Source organism: Natrinema hispanicum (assembly GCF_004217335.1).
Classification (GTDB): Archaea; Halobacteriota; Halobacteria; order Halobacteriales; family Natrialbaceae; genus Natrinema; species Natrinema hispanicum.
On record NZ_SHMP01000006.1, the window covers coordinates 125,715 to 147,003 of the forward strand.

Genomic DNA, 21,289 nt, shown 5'->3' on the forward strand with positions numbered 1-21,289 from the left:
GCTGCTCATGCCGTCCGAACCCAGTCGGTGGCGATCAGATCGGGCTCGACGTCGGCGCGTGCAATCCCGTAAAACTTCTCGCGACCGACTGGAGTCCGCAGCCGGAGCACGCACGTGTAGTCGGTCACCTCGAACGCAGTCACGGAACGGGTAGACCGCTGGTGATCGAATCGAAAGCGCTGGTCTGCATCCGTCTCGGTGGTAATTCGGTTGCCAAGCGACCAGCTCAGAGATTCGATGCGTTCGATATCGACGTCGAACAGGTGGGCGACCAAGCTCCGACCGCGCCGTTCCATTGGCCCCTGTGACCTGTTCTCGTGTGAACTCATATGACGACGAAATCGCTCCGGTACGAAAAAAGGTACTATCTCCGTGTGGTATCCATCAACGACTGATGCGGACTGCTCTCAGACGGTCTGCTGTCGGTCAGTTCCGGCACACCCGCGACCCGTCATGCGGGTACGCCGAGAACAGAGGTAGTAGACCGTCTGAACCAACCGAACGGGAGACCGGTCGCTGGCCGCCGTTGTCCAGCACCACGTCTTAGGCCGACCAAAACCTTTTTAGATTTAGGCTCGCCTAACTCATCGTGATGGACGTGCCCGCTCGCAGGGAAGACACAGACGCAGCCGACACCCCAGAGTTCGAGGAGCCAGCGGTAGCCGTGACGAGTCACGAAACCCGCCCCGGAAAAGTCGTTTTCACCGAACAAAACAACAGCGACGGCTGGATCGCGACGGATCTGATCGTCGACCTCGAGCCCTAATCTCGCTGCCGTTCGAGACCACAAGCGTCTCGCTCGTAGCCACTGCCAGTCAGTGCACATTCGATCGCGGGGCCGTCGTGCGATCGGTGTGACTCGGTGGCGGTGCTGTACGTGTCTCGATCAGTAACCGACACGTCGCTTCTGCTCGGACTCGATCAAAAAGCCGTCGCTGCTGGTCGGCCCTCCGCTCCGACAGCCGTCGACACGCCGTCGGACCGTGTGTCTGCGTCAGTCGCTGTGAGGGTCGTGCTTAGTGCGTCGCGTCTTTGCTGACCAGCGTGTCGTCTTCGAGGTAGTGTTCGAAGTGGTGCCCGTCTTCCTCGAGGTCGACGAGGATCTCACGCAGGATCTCGCCGGTCGCCGGGTCGCCTAAGTTCTCGGCGAGTTCGATGCTGTCGCGCATCGATTCGATGATGTCGCCGTACAGCTCGAGGTCGTGTTCGAACATCGTACGGACGTCGTAGACGTCTTCGCCCTCGAACTCGACGGTGGCGCGGTCTTCTTGGGCTGTCGGGCCAGAGACGGGGACGCCACCGAGTGCCTGTGCCCGCTCGGCGATCTCGTCTGCGCCGTCCTCGACGTGTTCGTACGCCTCTTCGAGGAACTCGTGGTGTGCGAGGAAGTTGCCTCCCTCGACCACCCAGTGGTGCTTTTTCAGCTGGTGGTAGAGGACGTAGGCGTTGGCCAACTCCGTGTTTAGCGCGTCGACGATCTGTTCGGCCTTGTCCTGCTCGAGGCGAAGGCTGTTCTCCTCGACGCTGTCAGCCGACTGGCGGACGGTCTTTTGAGTGCTCATCCGATCTATGGATACACTCGCACTCACTTAAAACCAGCCTATCAGTAAAGATTTCTTTGGTATACCTAAAGATCTGTTCTCGAGATACTGTCTCGAGTTAGTTTCTATTTGAGGAGACCTGTTATCGAATGACACTGCTAGTATACTCTTTATTTTTTCGGGGTTGAGTAAACATTTTCAACATAGGGGTCCAAGGGAGGAGTATGGCAACCAGAATTGCACAGCGGCGAGAGCGGCTCTACGTCGATGGCGAGTGGCTCGAGACCGAAGATGTGCTCTCGGTTTCGGATCTCGCTGAAGGTGGAGCGTTCGCACAGGTCGCCGCTGCGGGACCGGCGGAGGCGCGAGCGGCGCTCGCGGCCGCTCACGAAATCAAGCCGACGCTTCGGGAGACGACTGTCGTCGAGCGCGCGACGTGGTGTGAGTCGATCGCTGAGAGACTCCGTGAGCGCGAGGAGGAACTCACGGAGGTCATCGTCCGCGAGGCCGGCAAACCGATCTCGTCGGCTCGCGGCGAGGTCGAGCAGGCGGCCGAGCGGTTCGACCGGGCGGCCGAGGAGGCACGCACCATCGTCAGCAACGGCGAATACCGCGAGGGGTCGACGGCGGGCCACGAGGGCTGGCAGGCGATCGTCAAGCACGAGCCGATCGGTGCCGTCCTCTGTATCACGCCGTACAACTATCCGCTCGCGACGACGGCACTGCAGGTCGCGCCCGCGATCGCGGCCGGCAACAGCGTTTTGCTCAAGCCCGCGAGCAAGACGCCGATTTCGTCGGCGATCCTCGCCGACATCATCGCCGACGTCGACGGGATTCCGGACGGCGCGTTCAACTTCGTTCCGGGCGAAGCGGGCGAGATCGGTGACGTCCTCGCCGGCGACGACCGTATCAACGCGATCGCTATGACCGGCTCCTCGGGCGCGGGCAAACACGTCGCCCGCGAGAGCGGCATGGTCAACTTACATATGGAACTGGGTGGGAACGCCCCGGCGGTGGTCTTCGACGACGCCGACCTCACGGACGTCGCGGGCAACTGTGCCAAAGGCTCATTCAAGTACGCCGGCCAGCGCTGCTCGGCCATCTCGCGTGTGCTCGCCCACGAGTCGGTTCACGACGACCTCGTCGACATACTCGAGGGCCAGATGGACGCCTGGCAGGCTGGCGATCTCTTCGACGAGAACACCGCATTCGGCCCGCTCATCAGCGAAGACCAAGCGGATTGGGTTGCAGAACTCGTCGACGACGCCGTCGACAAGGGCGCGGAGATCGTCCGCGGCGGCCAGCGGCGTGCTCCCGAGGGCGTCCCGGACGAACTCGCCGACCAGTTCTTCGAACCCACGCTGCTCGCGAACGTTCCACACGACGCACGTCTCGTCGACGAAGAGCAGTTCGGCCCCATCGCAGCGATCACGACGTTCGAGGACGAGGAGGAAGCCCTCGAGCTCGCCAACGGTTCGGATCTCGCACTCGACGCCGCAGTCTTCACGAGCGATTACAAGCGTGCAATGCGGATGGCAGAGCGCATCGACGCCGGTGCGGTCCGGATCAACGGCGCGCCAAGCCACGGCCTCGGCGACATCCCCTTCGGCGGCAACAAGGACTCGGGCATCGGCCGCGAGGGTCTCGACGCCTCGATCCATGCGATGATGCGCAAGAAGAGTATCGTGCTGTAGGCGGACATTGCTGTCGACGCTTTTCGACAAAGCCCCGTCGCACGGTGCGCTCGAGACGAGATGTCTGTCTCAAAATGAGATCGATTTCTCGGCGACGACCGCCTCAGTTTCGCCGCGGACAGCGACGATAGTGATTGTTCCTGACGCACCTCTACCGTACTCGAGTGTTGCGGCTTGGCCGACTTCGGTCAGTTCGTCGCGCAGGCCGGTCCAGTCGCGTATCTCGAGTCGGTCCGTACCGCCGCTTGAAATGTAGGTCACCGTTACCGTCCGTGCCGAGGAATCGACGTCAATGGTCACGCCCGCTTGCGGTTGTGTCGGTTGGCTTCCGCGTTCGGCGAACATGTCCCGATACTCGTAGTCCGCGGTCGGCAGGGTCCTCGTCGCGACGCTGACGTTGCCGTCGACCTCGACTGTCACGTCGTCGAACCGGTCTGCCATCGTGTCCTCGAATTCGTCCATCCGCTGGGCGTCAGCAGAGACCGCGACCATCGACTGGGTCGTCGTCTCCGATCCGAGCGCCCACGAGAACGCAGCCCCGTTGCCGTTCTCGTTTCCGTCGTATTCGCCCCAGACGAACGTACTCCCGTCGAGTCGGTCGACCAACTGCCCAAAGCCGTCGTTCGTCTCGGCACGACGATCGGTGCCCTCGATGCCGGCCGCGAGGATGGCCTCGAGGGCCGCGCCGTCGGACGGGCTCACGACCAGCGTCTCCGACGAGACGGCCACCGAGATGCCGTCGCGTTCGAAGCGGTCGAAATCGCCGGTCGCCGGCTCGAGCGCTACGTCAACCGCGTCGGGATCGAACGAGCCAGAAACGACGACGTTGCCGGCGACGCCTTTGGACCCGAACCGGCAAATCGAGTCCACTGCCGGCTCACCGTCTGCCAACTGCTCGACGAACGCGCTGCTATCCCCATCGGGTACCGTCGGGATGGACTCGGTTACACTCGGTTGCAGCGTGTCCTCGTGCTGGCGAACCGTCGCGAGGTCCCGATAGTGAAAGAGCAGCTCCGTGCTCCCAGTGGCGGGGACCCACTGTTCGAGCGGTGTCAGATCGGTCGGCTCGTCGTCCGTCTCGCCGGTCGTGTCGGCTCCGTTGCCGTCGTCGGTTCCGAGCCCGCGTCCGCTGAGGCACCCCGCGCCGGATGCGAGACCCGCACCTGCTCCCGTGGCTGCGAGTAGTCTGCGCCGCGAAACCTCTTTCATAGTGATACGACACACTCGAAACTGAATTGCCATATAGGTATCTAGTTTCGGCAACTCGGCACTTCGAGTCAGATTTCGGTTCCGGGTATCGCCGAAGGATCTACCCCCCTCGGCGGTGGAGCATCGGCCATGATTCACGACGTGCTCGTCGCCGGCGAAGCCCTGATCGACTTCATCCCCGAACGCGCCGGCCCGCTCGAGGATGTCGCCGGCTTCGAGCGTCGTCCCGGCGGTGCGCCCGCGAACGTCGCCGTCGCGCTCGCCCGACTCGACGACCCGCCACTGTTCTGGACCCGCGTCGGCGACGATCCGTTCGGTCGCTACCTCGAGCGGACGCTCGCCGATTATGGCCTCCCCACCCGATTCATCGAACGCGATGGTGAGGCGAAGACGACGGTCGCGTTCGTCACCCACGACGAGACCGGCGACCGCGAGTTCACGTTCTACCGCGACGACACGGCTGACACGCGCCTCGAGCCCGGCCAGATCGACGACCAAACGCTCGCCGACTGTGAGTGGGTCCACGCCGGCGGCGTGACCCTCTCGAGCGGCTCTGCGCGTACGGCAACGCTGGAGTTGCTCGAGCGGGCCGCCGCCGCAGACTGTACGATCTCGTTTGATCCGAACTGGCGGCCGGAACTGTGGCCAGACGAGGAGGCGTTTGCGAGTGCGGTCGGCGACGCACTCGTCCACGTCGACGTCTGTTTTGCGACGAGTGCCGAACTCGAGGCGCTGGGCGCGTCGGGCGAGTCACCGACCGAAATCGCTCGCGCGGCGATCGACGGCGGCGCGGTCCACACGGTCTTTGTGACACGCGGGAGCGAGGGGGCGGCCGCCGTCGCGAGCGATGACGCGGCGTGGCCCACAGCCACAGTTGCGCATCGGGGATTTGCTGTCGATGCCGTCGATACGACGGGAGCCGGCGATGCATTCGTCGCTGGTGCAATCGCCGCGTTGCGAGACGGTCGCGATCTCGCGGCGGCAGTGGCGTTTGCGAACGCGGTCGCGGCGACGGCGACCACCGCTCGTGGCGCGATGGCAGCGCTCCCGACTCGCGACGCGGTGGATCAGTTGCTCGAGGAATAGCGGTCGAACGCGGTCATGGCCGCCCCAAACGGCCCGTGGCTGCAAGCCAGATCGCTATCCGCCCCTGTGGCGGATGGCTGGTATGGATCGCAACGTTCGCCGAGCGGTTCCGTTTGCGAAGTCAGTCGTGACCGGGATTCAAGAAAAGAACGTGACGTTTATGGCCGCTAGTATCGCCTATCAGGCGTTCGTCTCGCTGATTCCGTTGCTCGTGTTGCTGTTCTTCCTGGTGTCGTTCGTCGGTAACGAGGGGCTCGCAACGCAGGTGTCGTCGATGACCGAGGGATTCCTGCCCGAGAGCGGTCAGGTCATGCTCGAGCAAGGGATCGAAGGCTCGACCGGCAGCGTCGGCACCTCCATCATCGGGCTGGTCGCGCTCGTCTGGGGGTCGCTGAAGATCTTCCGCGGGCTGGACACCGCATTTTCGGAGATTTATACGCCGACCGCGGAGAACTCACTGGTCGATCAGGTGCGCGATGGAGCCGTCGTCTTCGGGGCGATTATCGTCGCGCTGATCGCCGCCGCAGCGACCACCGTCGTCTTCGCGTTCTTCCCGGACAGTCTATTCATCGGGCTCTTGAACCCGCTGTTGCTCGTGGTCGGGTTGACGATCGCCTTCCTGCCGATGTTCTACTTCTTCCCAGACATCGATCTCTCGGTTCGCGAGGTACTGCCGGGTGTCATCGTCGCCGCCGTCGGCTGGGCGGCTCTCCAGTCGTTGTTTCAGGTCTACGTTGCAATTTCGAGTAGCTCCGACTCGGCGGGACCGATCGGCGCAATCATTCTCTTGTTGACCTGGCTGTACTTCGGCGGCCTGATACTACTCGTCGGAGCCGTGGTCAATGCCACACACTCGGGCCACATCGAAATCGAATCCGACGACGCGGCTCCCGACACCACGTCGCTCGAGGGGATTCCAGCGGATGACGACCGCACCTCGTTTGTCGATTCCGCCGACCGCGACCGCGAGCGACTCGAGCGGGAACTGGCCGCGCTCCGGCGCGAACGTGATCAGCTGCGAAACGATTGTTCGGCACAGCGCAGCCGTCGGTATCGGCTCGAGGATCAGGTCGACACGCTCGAAGCGGCAAATCGTGATCTCGAGATCGAAAACGAACGGCTCCGGCGCGAGCGTTCGGCCCGGCGAGGATCGTCGTGGCGACAGCGGCTTCGCGGCGTCCTAGCGCGCGTTCGGACGCTGAACATCGGCGTCATCAAAACCCAGCGTGAATAGCTCGACGGTTCGACTCGAGTCGTGACGCCTTAGTACGTGCCCGTTCCACCGGAATTCATGTCCCACCCAGTCCGTGACGCGCGGCGTCGGATCCGGACGGACCACGCGTCGATCGTCGATGGGATCGACGCCTGTGCCGACGCGGTCGCTGCCCCCTGGGATACCGCGCGAACGACCGACAGGAAGACGGTCGCGGATGGGCTCCACCGGACGCTCGCAGACGCCGGGGTTCTCGAGGCCCTGCCGAGAGTGCTCGCAGACACGGTCGACGCAACTGGGTACGAACTTCGGGCGACTCCCGTCCCCGCACCGCCCTACGTCGTCGTGACCAGCCGGGGCCCTCTGCTTCGCGCGACGATCGATCCGGGCCGGCTCGTGATCCGGTTCGACACGTTCGAGGTGGTTCGCGACCCAGTCCCGGATCGACCACCGGCTTACCGGCGGCTCGATGGAACCCGACTCGAGGTCTCCCTCGAGTAGCGCCACCGCGCTCGCTTCGTTGCGTCCTCGTTCCCTCGCCAAGCCGGCTCGCCGCTGAGTGCCGATCCGATAGCATAATAACTCAGTTCGCTATACGGGCAGTAGTTATTAACAGAGATCGCATCCAATGGCGAGAATTAATAAAAAGCAAGTGCCAGATAATAATACTTATACTCGGCTAGCACTAGCCTCGAGTATGAAGCTGACACGACGGACGCTGCTGCAGACGGCTGCCGGCACAGCCGCCGCGAGTACCGTCGCCGGCTGTCTCGATGATATCAGCTCGGCGGATGCGAACCTCGACGCCGGCTACGCCGCCTTCTTTACCCTCTGGGACTGGGCTGAGCAGGTCAGCGGCGACGCGATCGACTTCGAGAACCCGGTCGGGACCGGACAGGCCGGTCACGGCTGGTCGCCAAGCGGCGACCTCACCCGGGACATCGCCGACGCCGGCGTCTTTGTCTACTTCGATACGCCCGCGTTCTCGTGGGCACAGGACGTCGCAGCCACGCTCGAATCCGACTACGACACCGTCGTCGTAATCGATGGACTCGAGGGACTGGACGACCAGCTGTTGGGCTGGGATCACGAAACCGACAGCAACGACCACGGGAGCGAGGACAATCATAGCACCGAGACCCACGATGGCCACGACCACGAGAACGAGGGCGATCATGATACCGAGACCAACGACGGTCACGATCACGGCGAAGCGTCGATCGATCCACACGTCTGGCTCGACCCCGTGCTTGCAGGGGAGATCGTCGAGACGATCGCGTCGGGACTGGCCGACGCCGATCCGGACAACGCCGAGACCTACGAGGAGAACGCCGCATCGTATACGACCGATCTCGAGTCTATAGACCAGCAGTTCACGGACCTGCTCGAGACGGCAGACCGACACGTCGCCGTCTTCGCCGGCCACGACTCGTTTACCTATCTGCAGGACCGCTACGGGTTCGATATTCATACGCCGGTCGGCGTCTCCCCACAGGAAGAGCCGAGTGCCAACGACATCTCCGAGACGATCGAACTCGTCGATTCGGAGGGCATCGAGACGATCCTCTACGATCCCTTCGAGGATCCCGATGGCGCGTACCCACTCGTCGAGACGATCCTCGCGGAGAGCGACGCGACCGACGCGATGCCGATTACGCACCTCTCGGGGACGCTTTCGACGTGGCAGGACGAGGGCTGGGGGTACCTCGAGCAAATGGAAGAGATAAACATCCCCGCGTTCAGAGAGGTACTAGACGCACAGTGACCGTCGTCGCACTCGAGAACGTAACGTTTGCCTACGGCGAACAGCCAGCGGTCAAGGACGTCACGCTGCGGGTCGATGAGGGGGACTTTCTGGGCTTGATCGGTCCCAACGGCTCGGGCAAGACCACACTCTTGCATCTCATGCTCGGATTGCGCACGCCCGACAGCGGGACGATCGAGCTGTTCGGTGAACCCGTCTCCGCGTTCGACGACGGCGAGCGCATCGGGTACGTCTCCCAGCAGGCCACCAGTGGCGGCGGCTCGATGCCGGTCACCGTCCGCGAAGCGGTGACGATGGGCCGGTTCGCCCACGCGGGCCACGGCCGGCTGACCGCCGACGATGACGCGATCGTCGACGACGCACTCGAGACCGTCGGCATTACCGATCTCGCGGATCGACAGGTTAACCAGCTCTCGGGCGGCCAGCGCCAGCGGGCCTACATCGCCCGTGCGCTGGCCTCCGAAGCCGACCTGCTAGCACTCGACGAGCCGACCGTCGGCGTCGACGCCGAATCCCGGGACGCGTTCTACCAGTTGCTCGAGTCGCTCAACGACGACGGGATCACGATCATCCTGATCGAACACGACATCGGCGTCGTCACGGATCGGGCGAACCGAATCGCCTGTATTAACACGGAGCTGTACCACCACGGTGATACCGAATCGTTCGTCGAAAGCGATGCCCTGACCGAGGCCTACGGCGCGACGGGCCAGGTCGTCCATCATCATCACTGAACCGATGACGCAGCGACATTCCCTCCGGCGACGGCTCGAGCACGTCGGGGTCGCCGTGACCGCTGTCCTCGCGGTCGCGATGGTTGGGCTGTTAACGATCGACGCGTTGCGCAGTGTTCCCGGTATCGGCGTTCTCTACGAGCAAGCCCGCATCGCGGGCTGGTGGGCCGATCACTACCTCGGGACGAACGTCTTCTATCATCCGTTCATGTGGCGTTCGATCGCGACGGGGATCCTGATCGGCGTCGTCGCGCCGCTGGTCGGCACCTATCTCGTCCACCGCGAGATGGCCCTGATCGGCGAGACGTTGGCGCATACGGCCTTTGCCGGGGTCGCAGTCGGCCTACTGGTGAGTTCGATCACCGGCTGGGACGGCTCGCTCATGGTCGTCGCGCTCGTCGTTGGGGTGCTGGGCGCACTCGCGGTCCAGTGGCTCGCCGAGCGAACCGACACCTACGGCGACGTGCCGATCGCGATCATGTTGACCGGGAGCTTCGCCGTTGGGACGCTGGTCATCAGCTACGGTCGCGGGATGTCCGGCATCAACGTCCAGGACTTCATTTTCGGCAGCATCTCGGTCGTCACGCCCTCGGGTGCGCGGCTGATGGCTGTCATTAGCGTGGTCGTCGTCGCCGTCACCGTCGCGACCTACAAACAGCTGCTGTTCATTACGTTCGACGAGCAGGCCGCCCGCGTCGCACGGCTCAACGTCACGTGGTACAACACCCTGTTGATCGTGATGACGGCCGTCGTCGTCGTCGGCGCGATGCAGATCCTCGGCGTCATCCTCGTCGCCGCGATGCTGGTCGTTCCCGTCGCCGCTGGGACCCACCTCGCTCAGAGCTTCCGAGAGACGATCTATCTCTCGATCCTCTTCGGGCAGGTAGCCGTCATCGGCGGCTTCGTCCTCTCGATCTCACAGAGCCTGCCCACTGGTGGCTCGATCGTCGTCGTCGCCATCGCCTGCTATCTGCTCGCAGTCTTCGCCTCGAGCCGGTCATCCCCGGCGATCTCGATGCACTGAGACGGCCGATTGGACGTCAGTTCCAGCGCAGTCACCACACCATGTGGCCGCATTGGGACACAGTTACACCAGACCGTCCGACGGCCGGTTACGTTCTGGCTCGAGTGTGCACGTGCTCGGCGAGATGGAGAGCGAGACCGAGCGCGGTAGAGCCGATCCCGACCGGGACGAGCACGAGTCCGATCCCGAGGGCGTTGCCAACCGGGACGAGCCGATCGAGCAGGGTTGCGACGAGTCGGCTTACAAGGAGGGGACCGACCAGCAGAACGACGGCAAGTCCGCCAGCGGCGGCCCCGCCCATGAGCAGCCGACGCGGCCACTCGGCCGGCTCCCACACCCGCGTTACGAGACCCAACACTCCCGCTTCCACGAGTGCAAGCAGTCCCACGACTGCGTATAGTAACACGAAAATACCGGTAAGGCCGGCCGCGAACCCGGTTCCGGGCGGGTTTTCAGGAATCGTCGGCAACAACACCACTGCAGTCAGCAGACTGACCGCACCCAGTAGTGCGGTGCCGAGGGCGACGGCGCGGGGAGGGACGTTGACCATCACCCGATTGGTTCCTACACTAACATATATGTCTTCCACGTTGGCCGTGCTGGCGCAGTTGGGAACCGGCACCGATCTGCCGACTGCTCGAGACGACACCCCGTCCGCCACGATCTCCCCGATGGCTGGAACACGCCATACGCTTAACTCGCTACTTAGCGAACGCTCGATCGATGGGACGGTTATCCGCACTCTTCGATCCCGAGACCGTCGCCGTGGTCGGCGCGACCGACCGCGAGGGCGCGGTCGGACGGGCGATCCTCGAGAACCTGCGTGATGGGTTCGACGGTGAGGTCGTTCCGATCAATCCCTCGCGCGAGACGGTCCTCGGGCTCGAGTGTTATCCGGACGCGAAGAGCGCCCCGCCGATCGAGCTGGCGGTGGTCGTCGTACCGCCCGACATCGTCATCGAATCGATTCGGGAACTCGCCGAGACAGGCACCGAGAATATCGTCGTCATCACCGCTGGGTTCGCCGAGACCGGCAGTGAGGGTGCAAAGCGCGAACGCCGACTCCGCGAACTCGCCGCCGAAAACGACCTCAACGTCGTCGGTCCCAACAGTCTCGGCATCATGGCGACGCCGAACGGGCTGAACGGTTCCTTTGCCCCGCAAACCCCGCTCGAGGGATCAATTTCCTTTCTGAGCCAATCAGGTGCGTTCATCACCGCCGTGCTCGACTGGGCGACCGACGAAGGGATCGGCTTTCAGGACGTCGTCTCGCTTGGAAACAAGGCCGTCCTCGATGAGACTGATTTCATCCGCGAGTGGGACGACGATCCGGCAACTGACGTCATCATCGGCTATCTCGAGGACATCGACGACGGGCAGACGTTCCTCGAGGACGCACGTGAGGTGACCGACGAGACACCGATCGTCCTCGTCAAATCCGGTCGGACGGACGCTGGCGCGAAGGCGGCCTCCTCGCACACCGGTGCGATCGCCGGCAGCGAGCGGGCCTACGAAGCTGGTCTCGAGCAAGCTGGCGTCCTGCGAGCCCACTCAGTCCAAGAGTTGTTCGACTACGCGCGGGCACTCGCAGGGCTGCCCGAACCCGACACTGACGGCGTTGCCGTCGTGACGAACGCGGGCGGGCCTGGCGTGTTAACGACCGACGCGGTCGGCGATTCGCGCCTCGAGATCGCCGACTTCACTGACGAGACGGTCGCAGCGTTGACTGAGGCACTGCCCGACGAAGCCAACGTCTACAACCCGATCGACGCGATCGGCGACGCCGACGTCGACCGCTTCGGCGAGGCCTTAGAGATCGCACTCGCAGACCCCAACGTCGGCAGCGCGGTCGTCGTTGCCGCGCCGACGGCGGTCCTGTCCTACGACGACCTCGCCGAGACGGTGATCGAGATCCGCGAGACACACGAGACGCCGGTCGTGACCTGCCTGATGGGCGGGAAACGCGCTCGAGACGCCGAAGCAACGTTGCGCGAGGCGGGAATTCCGAACTACTTCGATCCTTCACGGGCGGTGTCGGGACTCGACGCGCTCGCTCGGTTTCGCGATATTCACGAGCAACCGACCGACGAACCCGAGACGTTCGACGTCGACCGAGAGCGTGCCCGCGAGATACTCTCGCGAGCGACGCGGCGCGACAACAACCGGCTCGGCGTCGAGTCGATGGACCTACTCGAGGCCTACGGGATTTCGACGCCGGCCGGCGAGATCGTTGACGATCCCGAGCGCGCCCGCGAGGTGGCCAAGTCGATCGAGGGCGACGTCGTCATGAAGATCGTCAGTCCCGAGATCTCACACAAATCCGACATCGGTGGCGTCAAAGTCGGCGTCGCGACCGATGACGTCTACGACGCCTACGAGGACATCGTCGCCCGGGCACGCAACTACCAGCCCGACGCGACGATCGTTGGCGTCCAAATCCAGGAACTGGTCGACCTCGAGACTGCGACCGAGACGATCGTCGGGATGAACCGCGATCCACAGTTCGGCCCGCTGTTGTTGTTCGGACTCGGCGGCATCTTCGTCGAAATCATCGAAGATACGTCGGTTCGTATCGCGCCGATCGGCGAGCGCGAGGCCCGCGAGATGATCGACGAGATTCAGGCCGCACCGCTGTTGCGCGGCGCTCGCGGCCGCGAGCCCGCAGACGTCGAGGGAATCGTCGAGACGATCCAGCGGCTCTCACAGCTCGTGACGGACTTCCCGTCCATTCTCGAACTCGACATCAACCCGCTCGTGGCGGGCCCCGACGGCGTCCAAGCGATCGATCTCCGACTGACCGTCGACACCGACGAACTCGAGACGGAGGAACCATGACCGACATCGATTCAGACCCCGAATCCACGGAGACCGACAGTGACACAGACACGACGACCACCGAGACCGTCCCTGGCGACACCGACACGCTCCTCGTCAGTTCGCTCGCGGAGAGCACCGGCAAGACGGCCATCACGCTGGCGCTTGCCCGCCTCGCACGAAGTGCAGGCGACAGCGTCGGCTACATGAAACCCAAGGGCACCCGCCTCCAGAGCAACGTCGGCAAAACGTTGGACGAGGACCCGCTGCTCGCCCGCGAACTGCTCGAGTTGGAGGCGGAGATCCACGATCTCGAGCCGGTCGTCTACTCGCCAACGTTCATCGAGCAGGTGATCCGCGGCCGCGAGGACCCGGACGACCTCCGCGAGCGCGTCCGGGAGGCATTCGAGACGCTCGCGGCGGACCACGATCGACTGTTCGTCGAGGGTGGCGGCAGATACGACATCGGCCAAATCGTCGATCTCACCGATGCCGACATCGCGGCCCTGTTCGACGCTCGTGTCCTGCTGGTCGCCTCGTACGAAATCCCGGCGGACATCGACGACGTGCTCGCCGCAGCCGATCAGTTCGGCGACCGGCTCGCAGGCGTCGTCTTCAACGACGTCCCCGATGCGGCCTACGACCAACTCGAGACGGACGTGGTGCCGTTTCTCGAAGGACAGGGGATGCCAGTCCACGGCGTTCTCCCGAGCGAACGGGAACTCTCGGGCGTGACGGTCGCCAACCTCGCCGACGAACTCGGCGCGACGATGCTCGTCGACGAGGGACAGGACAGCTACGTCGAGCGGTTCTCAGTCGGGGCGATGGGTGCCGACAGCGCCCTGCGACGCTTCCGCCGGACGAAAGACGCCGCCGTCATCACCGGCGGTGACCGGGCAGAAATCCATACTGCCGCGCTCGAGGCACCCGGTATCCGCTGTCTCATCCTGACCGGTGGGCACCGCCCACCGGGAACGATCCTCGGGCAGGCAAGCGAGAAAGGCGTCCCGATCCTCTCCGTGCAGACGGACACGCTCGCGACCGTCGAGCGTGCAGAGGACGTGATTCGGAGCGGGCGGACGCGAGATGCGGAGACGGTCGACCGGATGGAACAACTTCTGTCCGATCACGCGGCCGTCGACGAGATCCTGTGATAAACCGTCAGACACACCGTTATCGCGGTTTGGTGTTGCCCTCCGCTGGCGGCCACCACGGGTTCCACCGATCGCATTGCAGCGCTCGCCGCTGCAGCGACGGCTGTCCGTATGCGATCGCCCTTCATCGACTGGTGTCCAACAGTCTGACTGTCACGTCTAACCAAAAGTTAAGAGTCCACCACGCATGAACCCAGACATGGACGACACACCCCAAGAGATCACCTCTCTCGTCGGCCGCGAGGTCTATTCGAACAACGGCGTCTTCGTGGGCGAAGTCGAGGATCTCAGACTGAACATCGACGGCCAGGTCGTCTCCGGTCTCGCACTCGCGAAGTTAAACAGCGAACTGTTCGCCGAAGAAGCCCGCAGCGGCCAGGGCATCATCGTTCCCTACCGCTGGGTCCGGTCTGTCGGCGACATCATCCTGATCAACGACGTCGTCGAGCGCGTCCGCGACCCCGACGAAGAAGAAGACGAACTCGTCGTGTAGGCCCTTCCACGCGTCGACAGCGGGTCGAACCGGCAGCTGCGAGTTCGACCCATAATTCTGGCGTGGAACGCCACTAGCTACCGTTCGAGCCTTCGCTGCTTCCCTCGACGCCCATCGCGTCGAACAGCGTCCGTTTGACCGCTTCTTCGGTCAACTCGAGTAACGTGTCCCGCGTGCCATCCGATATTTCGATGCCGGTGAAAATGCCCAGCGGAATCTCCGCGCTGGCCTGCGTGGAGTGGCCGGCCGTCTCGCCAATCTCACCGTAGGCGTCGTCTAACACCTTGCCGATGTTGATGCGGATGTCCTTCGAGCGACCGGCGAGGAAGATCGTCTCGTCGGCGATGCCGAAGACCGCCGTCGTGGTGACGCCCTCGAGATTTAAGAGGTGGCTGGCGGCCTGGGTCAGTGCCTCGCGGTCGCGGACGATGCCGGCGTTGGAGATGAGATGACTGCCCTGGACGTCGCGATTGGTGATCGCCTCCGCGAGGACGTCCAGCGTCTCGGGGGACATCGATGGCGACTCGACCTGCTCTAAGGTGTCGTGATTTGCGAAGGGGTACAGATAGGCAGCGGCCGTCAGATCGGCGGGGGTCGTGTCGCGTTTGAAATCCAGGGTCTCCGCGCGGATGCCATAGAGTAAGGCTGTCGCGACCTCCTCGGAGACGTTCATGTCGAACTCCTGGATGTACTTCGTCATGATCGTCGATGTCGAGGACATATTCGGCCGGATGTCGACGAACTCGGGTTCGACACCCTCCTCGGTCTCCGCCTCATGGTGATCGATGACGATGTCAACGGGGAGTTCCATCTCGCCTGCGGTCCCGTGATCGACCAGCGCGACGGTGTCGTAGATCGAGTGGTCTTCGATCTCGTCCCACTGAACGAGGTCGATCCCCAGCAGATTGACGAACGCACGGTTCTCCTGATGGCCGACGTCACCCAGATAGATGATGTCGGAGTCGACGTCGAGGTGGCCGGCGATCGCCTGCAACGCCGCCGCACTGGCGATCGAGTCCGGATCGGGACTATCCTGGGTGACGATCGCCAGTTGCGTCCCAGTCTCCTCGACGATCCCGGCGAGTTGGCTTGCGTTGTACTCGAGTTCGCCGGACTCGAGCGCTCGCATCGCAGACTCAGCGATGACCGAGGACGGGTTGATCACGATGTCGGCTCCGAGCTCGGAGAGTTCGTCGCCGGAGACGGGGTCGCTCGCACGGGCGACGACGAACTGGTCGTCGTTTGCCTCACGGATGTGCTCGAGGGCCTGCTTGTTCGATTCGACGTCCGACGCGAGGATGAGGACGACATCGCGGTCGGCGACGAGATCGGCGATCTCGGCGTCACGGATGTCGGCCGCACGGGCATCCAGATCTTGATCGCGAAGCGATTCGACCCGGCTCTCGTCGCGATCGATGATGGAAACGTCCTTGCCCTGTTCGACGAGTTCCTCCGCGACGGCATACCCGACGCTGCCACAGCCCAAGATAGCGTAGTCAGAAATCGACGAAATCGTAACCCCCGTACTCATTGCCCGTGTGGTCGGACCCACCGCACTTAATGGTCCCGAAGCGTGGCATCGACTGACTTTCGTGCCGGTGGCTCGAGAGCAATCGCGCGTGGATGGCTGTCACAGCGCCTCCCAAGGGAAACGTATTTGAACGACCGAGCGAAAGTCGGAGGTACAGGGCCGGTAGCTCAGTCCGGCAGAGCGTCTGACTCTTAATCAGACGGTCGCGTGTTCAAATCGCGCCCGGCCCGCTTTTGCGACGAACACTTTCGTGCGGAGCGAAGCGGCCAGCATGATTTGAACGCAGGGAGGTCGCGCACAACACAGTGAGCACGTCCGACCGTGTGTTCAAATCGCGTCCGGTCCGCGTCTACTCCGGACGACATCTCGAGCGAACGACCGACCTATAAGACGACCCGTTCCGTACCCTCGAGCCACCATGTCCGTTGATTACGAGGGCCTGACGTTCGAACGGCTCGGTCACGCGAGTAAGCGTCTCGAGACCGCGGATGGCACGATTATCTATATCGATCCGTGGAGCGAAGTGATCGAGGGCGAACCGGGCGACGGCGACGTGATTTTCGTCACGCACGACGATTTCGACCACTACGATCCGGCGGCGATCGCGGCCGTTGCAGGGCCGGACGTCACTGTTGCGGCCTACGAGGCGATCGACACCAGCGAGCTCGCGGGCGACGTGATCGACCTCCCCTACGAGGGCGAGACGACTGTCGACGGGATCGACGTGCGGACGGTCCCCGCCTACAACGACCCCGACGGGGATCACGTCGACGAGGACGGCGAGCCCTACCATGCCGACGGCGAAGTGATCGGCGTCGTGCTCATGCTCGAGGAAACGACCGTTCTGGTCCCCGCTGATACGGATTTCCTCCCGCACCACGAGTCGCTCTCGGTCGACGTGCTTGTCCCGCCGATCGGCGGCCACTTCACGATGAATCGTGCCGAGGCTGCCGACTTCGCCCGGAGCGTCGACGCTGACCTGGTCTTGCCCGAACACTACGACACGTTCGAGCCGATCGAGACCGACGCCGAGGCGTTCGCGGCCGACCTCGAGGCCGACGGAATCCGCGTCGAACTCTTCTAACCGACGACCGCGCCTTGCTGACGCGGAACTTTAAGTTCGGATCGTCAACGGACGCGCATGGCAGCGGACACAAGACTGCGGGCTGTCTGCGTAGCCGGCCCGAGCGATGCTGGGAAGACGACGCTCGTCGAGCGGCTGGTGCCCCGGCTGGCCGAGGACGGCCGCGTCGCGACGATCAAGTCGATCCACCACGATATCGAGGTCGATACGCCGGGAACCGACACCCATCGCCATCGAACCGCGGGCGCGGAGACCGTCGTTGGAATCACACCAACGACGACGTTCGAGGTGACGACACACGGGAAAGACGCGCCGCCGGCCGCCGACGGCGATACCTTCCTCGAGGCCGACGATCCCGAAATTCAGGCACTCTCACGGACCCTCGAGCGACTCGCACGTCGTGGATACGACACCGTTCTCGTCGAGGGGTTCTCGCAGTCGCCGCTGCCGACGGTTCTGGTCGGCGACCGGGACCCAGCTACGGTCGGCGGTCCCGTCGTCGGCCGCGGCAACGACGAAATCGACGATCTCGTCGACACGATCCGAACACTCGAGGGCGTCAGGCGATCTGACGGGCTGGATTCGTGAGTCGTTCCGGAAGGTCCCCGGTCACGTCGGTCGTGTCGCCGCTTTTGATGCACTCGAGCGATGCGAGAACCAGTCAAGAGACTCGTCATTCACTCAGATCGTCTCTAAGTGGTTTGGAAGTGCGGTTATGGACATCGTCGCTGTATCCCAGGGTGAGATTTATGACATCCATTGCAGACATCGAGATTCAGGCCGACGGCACCGGAACCGGCGAGCTATTCGAAGCCGTTCCGTCGCTGACCTGCGAGATGGAGCGGGTGATCGCCTCGAGCGGCCACGGACTCTGGCTCTCGGGGCCGTCCCAGTCGGACGTCGAGGACGCGCTTGAGGAGGCGACCGCGATCGGAACGTACACGCAGATCAGCAGCGACGAGGACCGCTGGCTGTACGACATCGAGTTCGAACCGGACACCATCGACCCCTTCGAGCTCGTCCTCGAGGAGGGCGGGACGGTGCTGAGTGCGTCGGCTTCGAACGGGACGTGGCTGCTCAGCGTCCGCGTTGTCGACCGCGAAAGCGTCAGTTCGTTGTACGACCGCTTCGACGACGCCGACGTCACGCCGACGATCGTCCGGCTGTTCGACCTGGCAGCGGAGACACACTCCCAGTGCGGGCTGACGGCCCGCCAGTACGAGACGCTGGTTGCAGCGATCGATCACGGCTACTTCGAGATTCCGCGCGAAGTCTCGATGCAGGAACTCTCCGAAGAGCTGGACATCTCCCACCAGGCGCTCTCCGAGCGCCTGCGCCGAGCCTATCGTGCACTCGTCACGTCTGAACTCAACGTGACCGAAGAGGAGACCGTCGCACCGCCGATCCCGACGAGCTGACCGCTACCCGCCCGAAGCCACAGTCCCGATCGACGACCATCTCGGTGCTTTTCGCGACCGCTCGACCCGTCGAGTGCCCTCTCCTGGACGAAAACAGGATCGAGACCCGCGTTTAATAGCCAGGCGCACAACAGTCGTGGCATGAAAACTCATCACGATGACGGTGTGGTGCGATTGACGTTCGATCGACCGGACGCGCGCAACGCGCTCACGACCGAGACGGCCAGCGATCTGGCCGACGCTATCGACGCCGCCACGCCCGAAGAGAACGACGCGATCGTCATCACCGGTGCGGGCGACGCCTTCAGTGCCGGTGGCGATCTCGAGGCGCTCGCCGAGATTCCCGATTCGTCACAGGCAGCCTATGAACAGGTCACTGAGACGTTCGGCCGCGTCGTCGAGGCGATGCTCGCGTCTCCCGTCCCGATCGTCGCGAAGGTAAACGGCGACGCCATCGGCGCGGGGCTGTCGATCGTCGCGCTCGCGGATATCGCGGTTGCCGCTGCCGACGCCCGCTTTTCGTGTGCGTTCGTCAGGCTCGGGCTACTTCCCGATACCGGCGGCACCGTCATGCTCCCCCACATCATCGGACTCCGCGCCGCCAAGCGGCTCGCGTTTACTGGCGAGTTCATCGACGCAGACCGCGCGGCCGACCTCGAGTTAGTCAACGAGACAGTCCCTGCCGACGAACTCGACGACCAGGTCGCAGCCATCGTCGCACAGCTCGCGGCCGGTCCGACGGCTACGATCGGACTGATGAAACAAGCCATGCACGAGAACCTGGGTCGATCGTGGAACGACGGACTGGACTACGAGAACCTGCTGCAGGCACAGGCCCGCACGTCAGCGGCCCACGAAGAGGGCGTTACCGCGTTTCTCGAGGACAGAGACCCGGCGTTCGAGTGATCGACGACGACTTGCGTCAGCTCGATGTTAGCCGGTCGCAAGCGCAGGCAAGCACCACGGCCTTGCACGACTCGCTCCATCCTTCGAGTGCAATGTCTCCACAGTTTACCGACGACGACATCGGCAAGCGCGTCGTCAACGCCGACGGTGACGAAGTCGGAATGGTCGCAGCTGTCGAACACGGCACCGCTCACGTCGAACCGGATCCCGGAATCACGGACTCGATCAAGGCGAGACTCGGCTGGAGCGGGAGCGGCGAAGACACGTATCCACTGCAGGAGGAAGCGGTCAGCCGGGTGACCGACGACGAAATTCGCCTCAATCAGGACCTGTCCAGTGGGACATAAGGCGGGACAGCGACCGATACCGAATCGACCGGCCGCGACGACCGAACCCGATAGCAACGTTCTCCCCGCTGTCTCGAGTCCCATCACGGTCTCGAGTTCGGAGCCTGCGGTCGGTCACATGCGTTCCGTTCGCGTGATTCTCGTCGTTTCGAAACGGCTCATACGGTCAGCTGTCTCGAGTTCCCTGGTGGCCCGCAAGGCGGTCGCGGGTGCCGGGTGCACCGGACCCCGCTGACAGGAGTCCGTATTAGGACAGCGAGAGGCCGCGAATCTCGACCGACTTGCCGTCTTCGACGTGGCCGATGAGCTGCCCGTCGGTTTCAGCGACGAGTTCGGCGGCACGATCCTCGGGGAGCGCGACAACGAAGCCGGTCCCCATGTTGAACGTCCGGTGCATCTCCGTGTCGGTGACGTTGCCTTCCTCCTGGATGAACTCGAAGATCGGCTGCGCAGGCAGTGGGTCGTCGATTACATACTCGTGGTCGCCCATTCGCAGCAGGTTCGTCCAGCCACCGCCCGTGACGTGGGCTGCCGCGCGGACGCCGTACTCGCGCATCGGCTCGAGCAACTCAGTATAAATCCGAGTCGGTCGTAGCAGTTCCTCACCGATCGTTCGCTCGGGGTCCAGCGGGAACGTGTCAGTGTACTCGTGGTTGCGAGTCACTGCTTTGCGGGCTAGGGTTAGCCCGTTCGAGTGGATGCCGTTCGAGGGGAAGCCGACGAGCGCGTCGCCCACTTCGGCCTCGCCCGCGAAGATTTCGTCTTTGCCGGCGAGACCGGCACAGGTCCCCGCGAGGTCGAAGCCCTTGATGACGTCGGGCATGACGGCCGTCTCGCCACCGAGCAGGGTCATGCCGGATTCTTCGAGGCCGACGGCAAGCCCTTCACCGATCTCGTTGGTGAGGTCGTCATCGGGTTCGTCGATCGCGAGATAGTCGACGAACGCGACGGGTTCGACGCCCGCCGCGACGAGATCGTTGACGTTCATCGCGATACAGTCGATCCCGATCGTCGAGAAGTCCTCGATCGCTTCTGCGACCATGAGCTTCGTGCCGACGCCGTCGGTCGCCAGCGCCAGATACCGGTCGCCGATGTCGATCAAGCCGGCGTACTCGGTCGTCAGATCGCTGCCGAAGGCCTCGAGCAGTGCTGCAGTCGCGTCTTCGCTTGCCTCGATGTCGACGCCGGTCTCGGCGTAGGTAAGTCGGTCCGCGTCGTCCGTGTCGGTCATACTCGAAGGACCTCTCGGGGCGAGCAAAAGGTCACCGGTCCGGCG

The 21,289-nt window shown here is 63.7% G+C and carries 22 protein-coding genes and 1 tRNA gene; 17 read left to right on the top strand and 6 right to left on the bottom strand.

Annotated features, from left to right (window positions below):
* Window positions 1–5: 5 nt before the first annotated feature.
* Window positions 6–329, bottom strand: coding sequence for a hypothetical protein (locus BDK88_RS15060; protein WP_130501158.1), 324 nt, complete (start codon window positions 327–329; stop codon window positions 6–8).
* 263 nt (window positions 330–592) lie between these two features.
* Between BDK88_RS15060 and BDK88_RS21280 the strand changes: the two genes are divergently transcribed.
* A complete protein-coding gene (locus BDK88_RS21280) occupies window positions 593–766 on the top strand; it encodes a hypothetical protein (protein WP_008010337.1) in 174 nt (57 codons plus the stop codon).
* Window positions 767–1,016: 250 nt separating this feature from the next.
* On the opposite strand, the gene dpsA is transcribed toward BDK88_RS21280, so the two are convergent.
* Entirely contained in the window at window positions 1,017–1,562 is a 546-nt protein-coding gene (gene dpsA / locus BDK88_RS15065) for a DNA starvation/stationary phase protection protein DpsA (protein WP_130501159.1), read from the bottom strand.
* Between the two features lie 203 nt (window positions 1,563–1,765).
* On the opposite strand from dpsA, the gene BDK88_RS15070 reads away from it, so the two are divergent.
* Window positions 1,766–3,235, top strand: a complete 1,470-nt coding sequence (locus BDK88_RS15070) for an aldehyde dehydrogenase family protein (RefSeq protein ID WP_130501160.1) — start codon at window positions 1,766–1,768, stop codon at window positions 3,233–3,235.
* A gap of 69 nt (window positions 3,236–3,304) precedes the next feature.
* Here BDK88_RS15070 and BDK88_RS15075 read toward each other — a convergent pair whose 3' ends face one another.
* Complete coding sequence (locus tag BDK88_RS15075; RefSeq protein ID WP_130501161.1) at window positions 3,305–4,444, bottom strand: hypothetical protein; 1,140 nt, start codon at window positions 4,442–4,444, stop codon at window positions 3,305–3,307.
* 129 nt (window positions 4,445–4,573) lie between these two features.
* Here BDK88_RS15075 and BDK88_RS15080 point away from each other — a divergent pair, with 129 nt between their 5' ends.
* The 6 genes from BDK88_RS15080 to BDK88_RS15105 all read left to right on the top strand — a co-directional run bounded on the left by BDK88_RS15080 (window position 4,574) and on the right by BDK88_RS15105 (window position 10,266).
* Window positions 4,574–5,530 (top strand): carbohydrate kinase family protein, encoded by a 957-nt coding sequence (locus tag BDK88_RS15080; RefSeq protein WP_130501162.1) that lies wholly within the window; start codon window positions 4,574–4,576, stop codon window positions 5,528–5,530.
* An 82-nt stretch (window positions 5,531–5,612) separates the two neighbouring features.
* Window positions 5,613–6,764, top strand: a complete 1,152-nt coding sequence (locus BDK88_RS15085) for a YhjD/YihY/BrkB family envelope integrity protein (protein WP_130501163.1) — start codon at window positions 5,613–5,615, stop codon at window positions 6,762–6,764.
* 57 nt (window positions 6,765–6,821) lie between these two features.
* Window positions 6,822–7,244 carry a hypothetical protein gene (locus tag BDK88_RS15090; RefSeq protein WP_130501164.1) on the top strand — a complete coding sequence of 141 codons (423 nt, stop codon included), beginning with the start codon at window positions 6,822–6,824 and terminating at the stop codon, window positions 7,242–7,244.
* A 196-nt stretch (window positions 7,245–7,440) separates the two neighbouring features.
* Complete coding sequence (locus BDK88_RS15095) at window positions 7,441–8,508, top strand: metal ABC transporter substrate-binding protein (protein WP_130501165.1); 1,068 nt, start codon at window positions 7,441–7,443, stop codon at window positions 8,506–8,508.
* Entirely contained in the window at window positions 8,505–9,242 is a 738-nt protein-coding gene (locus BDK88_RS15100) for a metal ABC transporter ATP-binding protein (RefSeq protein WP_130501166.1), read from the top strand. Before BDK88_RS15095 ends, BDK88_RS15100 begins: the two co-directional genes overlap by 4 nt.
* A 4-nt stretch (window positions 9,243–9,246) precedes the next feature.
* The gene (locus tag BDK88_RS15105) at window positions 9,247–10,266 is read left to right on the top strand and encodes a metal ABC transporter permease (RefSeq protein ID WP_130501167.1); all 1,020 of its coding nucleotides are present in this window, start codon (window positions 9,247–9,249) and stop codon (window positions 10,264–10,266) included.
* A gap of 88 nt (window positions 10,267–10,354) precedes the next feature.
* Here BDK88_RS15105 and BDK88_RS15110 read toward each other — a convergent pair whose 3' ends face one another.
* Complete coding sequence (locus BDK88_RS15110; protein WP_130501168.1) at window positions 10,355–10,816, bottom strand: hypothetical protein; 462 nt, start codon at window positions 10,814–10,816, stop codon at window positions 10,355–10,357.
* A 173-nt stretch (window positions 10,817–10,989) separates the two neighbouring features.
* On the opposite strand from BDK88_RS15110, the gene BDK88_RS15115 reads away from it, so the two are divergent.
* From BDK88_RS15115 to BDK88_RS15125, 3 genes are all read left to right on the top strand, one after another.
* Window positions 10,990–13,101 (top strand): acetate--CoA ligase family protein, encoded by a 2,112-nt coding sequence (locus BDK88_RS15115; protein WP_130501169.1) that lies wholly within the window; start codon window positions 10,990–10,992, stop codon window positions 13,099–13,101.
* Window positions 13,098–14,234, top strand: coding sequence for a phosphotransacetylase family protein (locus BDK88_RS15120; RefSeq protein ID WP_130501170.1), 1,137 nt, complete (start codon window positions 13,098–13,100; stop codon window positions 14,232–14,234). Before BDK88_RS15115 ends, BDK88_RS15120 begins: the two co-directional genes overlap by 4 nt.
* 199 nt (window positions 14,235–14,433) lie before the next feature.
* On the top strand, window positions 14,434–14,727 hold the full coding sequence (locus BDK88_RS15125) for a PRC-barrel domain-containing protein (RefSeq protein ID WP_130501171.1): 294 nt from the start codon (window positions 14,434–14,436) through the stop codon (window positions 14,725–14,727).
* Window positions 14,728–14,800: 73 nt separating this feature from the next.
* On the opposite strand, the gene BDK88_RS15130 is transcribed toward BDK88_RS15125, so the two are convergent.
* Window positions 14,801–16,258, bottom strand: a complete 1,458-nt coding sequence (locus tag BDK88_RS15130; protein ID WP_130501172.1) for a DHH family phosphoesterase — start codon at window positions 16,256–16,258, stop codon at window positions 14,801–14,803.
* Window positions 16,259–16,414: 156 nt separating this feature from the next.
* Here BDK88_RS15130 and BDK88_RS15135 point away from each other — a divergent pair.
* From BDK88_RS15135 to BDK88_RS15160, 6 genes are all read left to right on the top strand, one after another.
* Window positions 16,415–16,488, top strand: a tRNA-Lys gene (locus BDK88_RS15135).
* Window positions 16,489–16,676: 188 nt separating this feature from the next.
* A complete protein-coding gene (locus tag BDK88_RS15140) occupies window positions 16,677–17,342 on the top strand; it encodes an MBL fold metallo-hydrolase (RefSeq protein WP_130501173.1) in 666 nt (221 codons plus the stop codon).
* 57 nt (window positions 17,343–17,399) lie between these two features.
* Window positions 17,400–17,930: a molybdopterin-guanine dinucleotide biosynthesis protein B gene (gene mobB / locus BDK88_RS15145; RefSeq protein ID WP_130501174.1), complete on the top strand. Its 531-nt coding sequence runs from the start codon at window positions 17,400–17,402 to the stop codon at window positions 17,928–17,930.
* Window positions 17,931–18,091: 161 nt separating this feature from the next.
* Complete coding sequence (locus tag BDK88_RS15150) at window positions 18,092–18,760, top strand: helix-turn-helix domain-containing protein (protein WP_130501175.1); 669 nt, start codon at window positions 18,092–18,094, stop codon at window positions 18,758–18,760.
* Between the two features lie 141 nt (window positions 18,761–18,901).
* A complete protein-coding gene (locus tag BDK88_RS15155) occupies window positions 18,902–19,666 on the top strand; it encodes an enoyl-CoA hydratase/isomerase family protein (RefSeq protein WP_130501176.1) in 765 nt (254 codons plus the stop codon).
* A 92-nt stretch (window positions 19,667–19,758) separates the two neighbouring features.
* Window positions 19,759–20,013 (top strand): hypothetical protein, encoded by a 255-nt coding sequence (locus BDK88_RS15160; RefSeq protein WP_242611679.1) that lies wholly within the window; start codon window positions 19,759–19,761, stop codon window positions 20,011–20,013.
* Between the two features lie 247 nt (window positions 20,014–20,260).
* On the opposite strand, the gene purM is transcribed toward BDK88_RS15160, so the two are convergent.
* A complete protein-coding gene (gene purM, locus BDK88_RS15165; RefSeq protein WP_130501177.1) occupies window positions 20,261–21,244 on the bottom strand; it encodes a phosphoribosylformylglycinamidine cyclo-ligase in 984 nt (327 codons plus the stop codon).
* Between the last annotated feature and the right edge of the window lie 45 nt (window positions 21,245–21,289).

Bases quoted from the DNA above. Each gene is read 5' to 3' on its own strand.
- BDK88_RS15115 (WP_130501169.1), top strand. From the start codon at position 10,990: ATGGGACGGTTATCCGCACTCTTCGATCCCGAGACCGTCGCCGTGGTC.
- BDK88_RS15090 (WP_130501164.1), top strand. From the start codon at position 6,822: ATGTCCCACCCAGTCCGTGACGCGCGGCGTCGGATCCGGACGGACCAC.
- BDK88_RS15110 (WP_130501168.1), bottom strand. From the start codon at position 10,816: ATGGTCAACGTCCCTCCCCGCGCCGTCGCCCTCGGCACCGCACTACTG.
- BDK88_RS15125 (WP_130501171.1), top strand. From the start codon at position 14,434: ATGGACGACACACCCCAAGAGATCACCTCTCTCGTCGGCCGCGAGGTC.
- purM (WP_130501177.1), bottom strand. From the start codon at position 21,244: ATGACCGACACGGACGACGCGGACCGACTTACCTACGCCGAGACCGGC.
- BDK88_RS15085 (WP_130501163.1), top strand. From the start codon at position 5,613: ATGGATCGCAACGTTCGCCGAGCGGTTCCGTTTGCGAAGTCAGTCGTG.
- BDK88_RS15160 (WP_242611679.1), top strand. From the start codon at position 19,759: ATGTCTCCACAGTTTACCGACGACGACATCGGCAAGCGCGTCGTCAAC.
- BDK88_RS15130 (WP_130501172.1), bottom strand. From the start codon at position 16,258: ATGAGTACGGGGGTTACGATTTCGTCGATTTCTGACTACGCTATCTTG.
- dpsA (WP_130501159.1), bottom strand. From the start codon at position 1,562: ATGAGCACTCAAAAGACCGTCCGCCAGTCGGCTGACAGCGTCGAGGAG.
- BDK88_RS15080 (WP_130501162.1), top strand. From the start codon at position 4,574: ATGATTCACGACGTGCTCGTCGCCGGCGAAGCCCTGATCGACTTCATC.
- BDK88_RS15150 (WP_130501175.1), top strand. From the start codon at position 18,092: ATGACATCCATTGCAGACATCGAGATTCAGGCCGACGGCACCGGAACC.
- BDK88_RS15140 (WP_130501173.1), top strand. From the start codon at position 16,677: ATGTCCGTTGATTACGAGGGCCTGACGTTCGAACGGCTCGGTCACGCG.
- BDK88_RS15075 (WP_130501161.1), bottom strand. From the start codon at position 4,444: ATGAAAGAGGTTTCGCGGCGCAGACTACTCGCAGCCACGGGAGCAGGT.
- BDK88_RS15070 (WP_130501160.1), top strand. From the start codon at position 1,766: ATGGCAACCAGAATTGCACAGCGGCGAGAGCGGCTCTACGTCGATGGC.
- BDK88_RS15155 (WP_130501176.1), top strand. From the start codon at position 18,902: ATGAAAACTCATCACGATGACGGTGTGGTGCGATTGACGTTCGATCGA.
- mobB (WP_130501174.1), top strand. From the start codon at position 17,400: ATGGCAGCGGACACAAGACTGCGGGCTGTCTGCGTAGCCGGCCCGAGC.
- BDK88_RS15095 (WP_130501165.1), top strand. From the start codon at position 7,441: ATGAAGCTGACACGACGGACGCTGCTGCAGACGGCTGCCGGCACAGCC.
- BDK88_RS21280 (WP_008010337.1), top strand. From the start codon at position 593: ATGGACGTGCCCGCTCGCAGGGAAGACACAGACGCAGCCGACACCCCA.
- BDK88_RS15120 (WP_130501170.1), top strand. From the start codon at position 13,098: ATGACCGACATCGATTCAGACCCCGAATCCACGGAGACCGACAGTGAC.
- BDK88_RS15060 (WP_130501158.1), bottom strand. From the start codon at position 329: ATGAGTTCACACGAGAACAGGTCACAGGGGCCAATGGAACGGCGCGGT.
- BDK88_RS15105 (WP_130501167.1), top strand. From the start codon at position 9,247: ATGACGCAGCGACATTCCCTCCGGCGACGGCTCGAGCACGTCGGGGTC.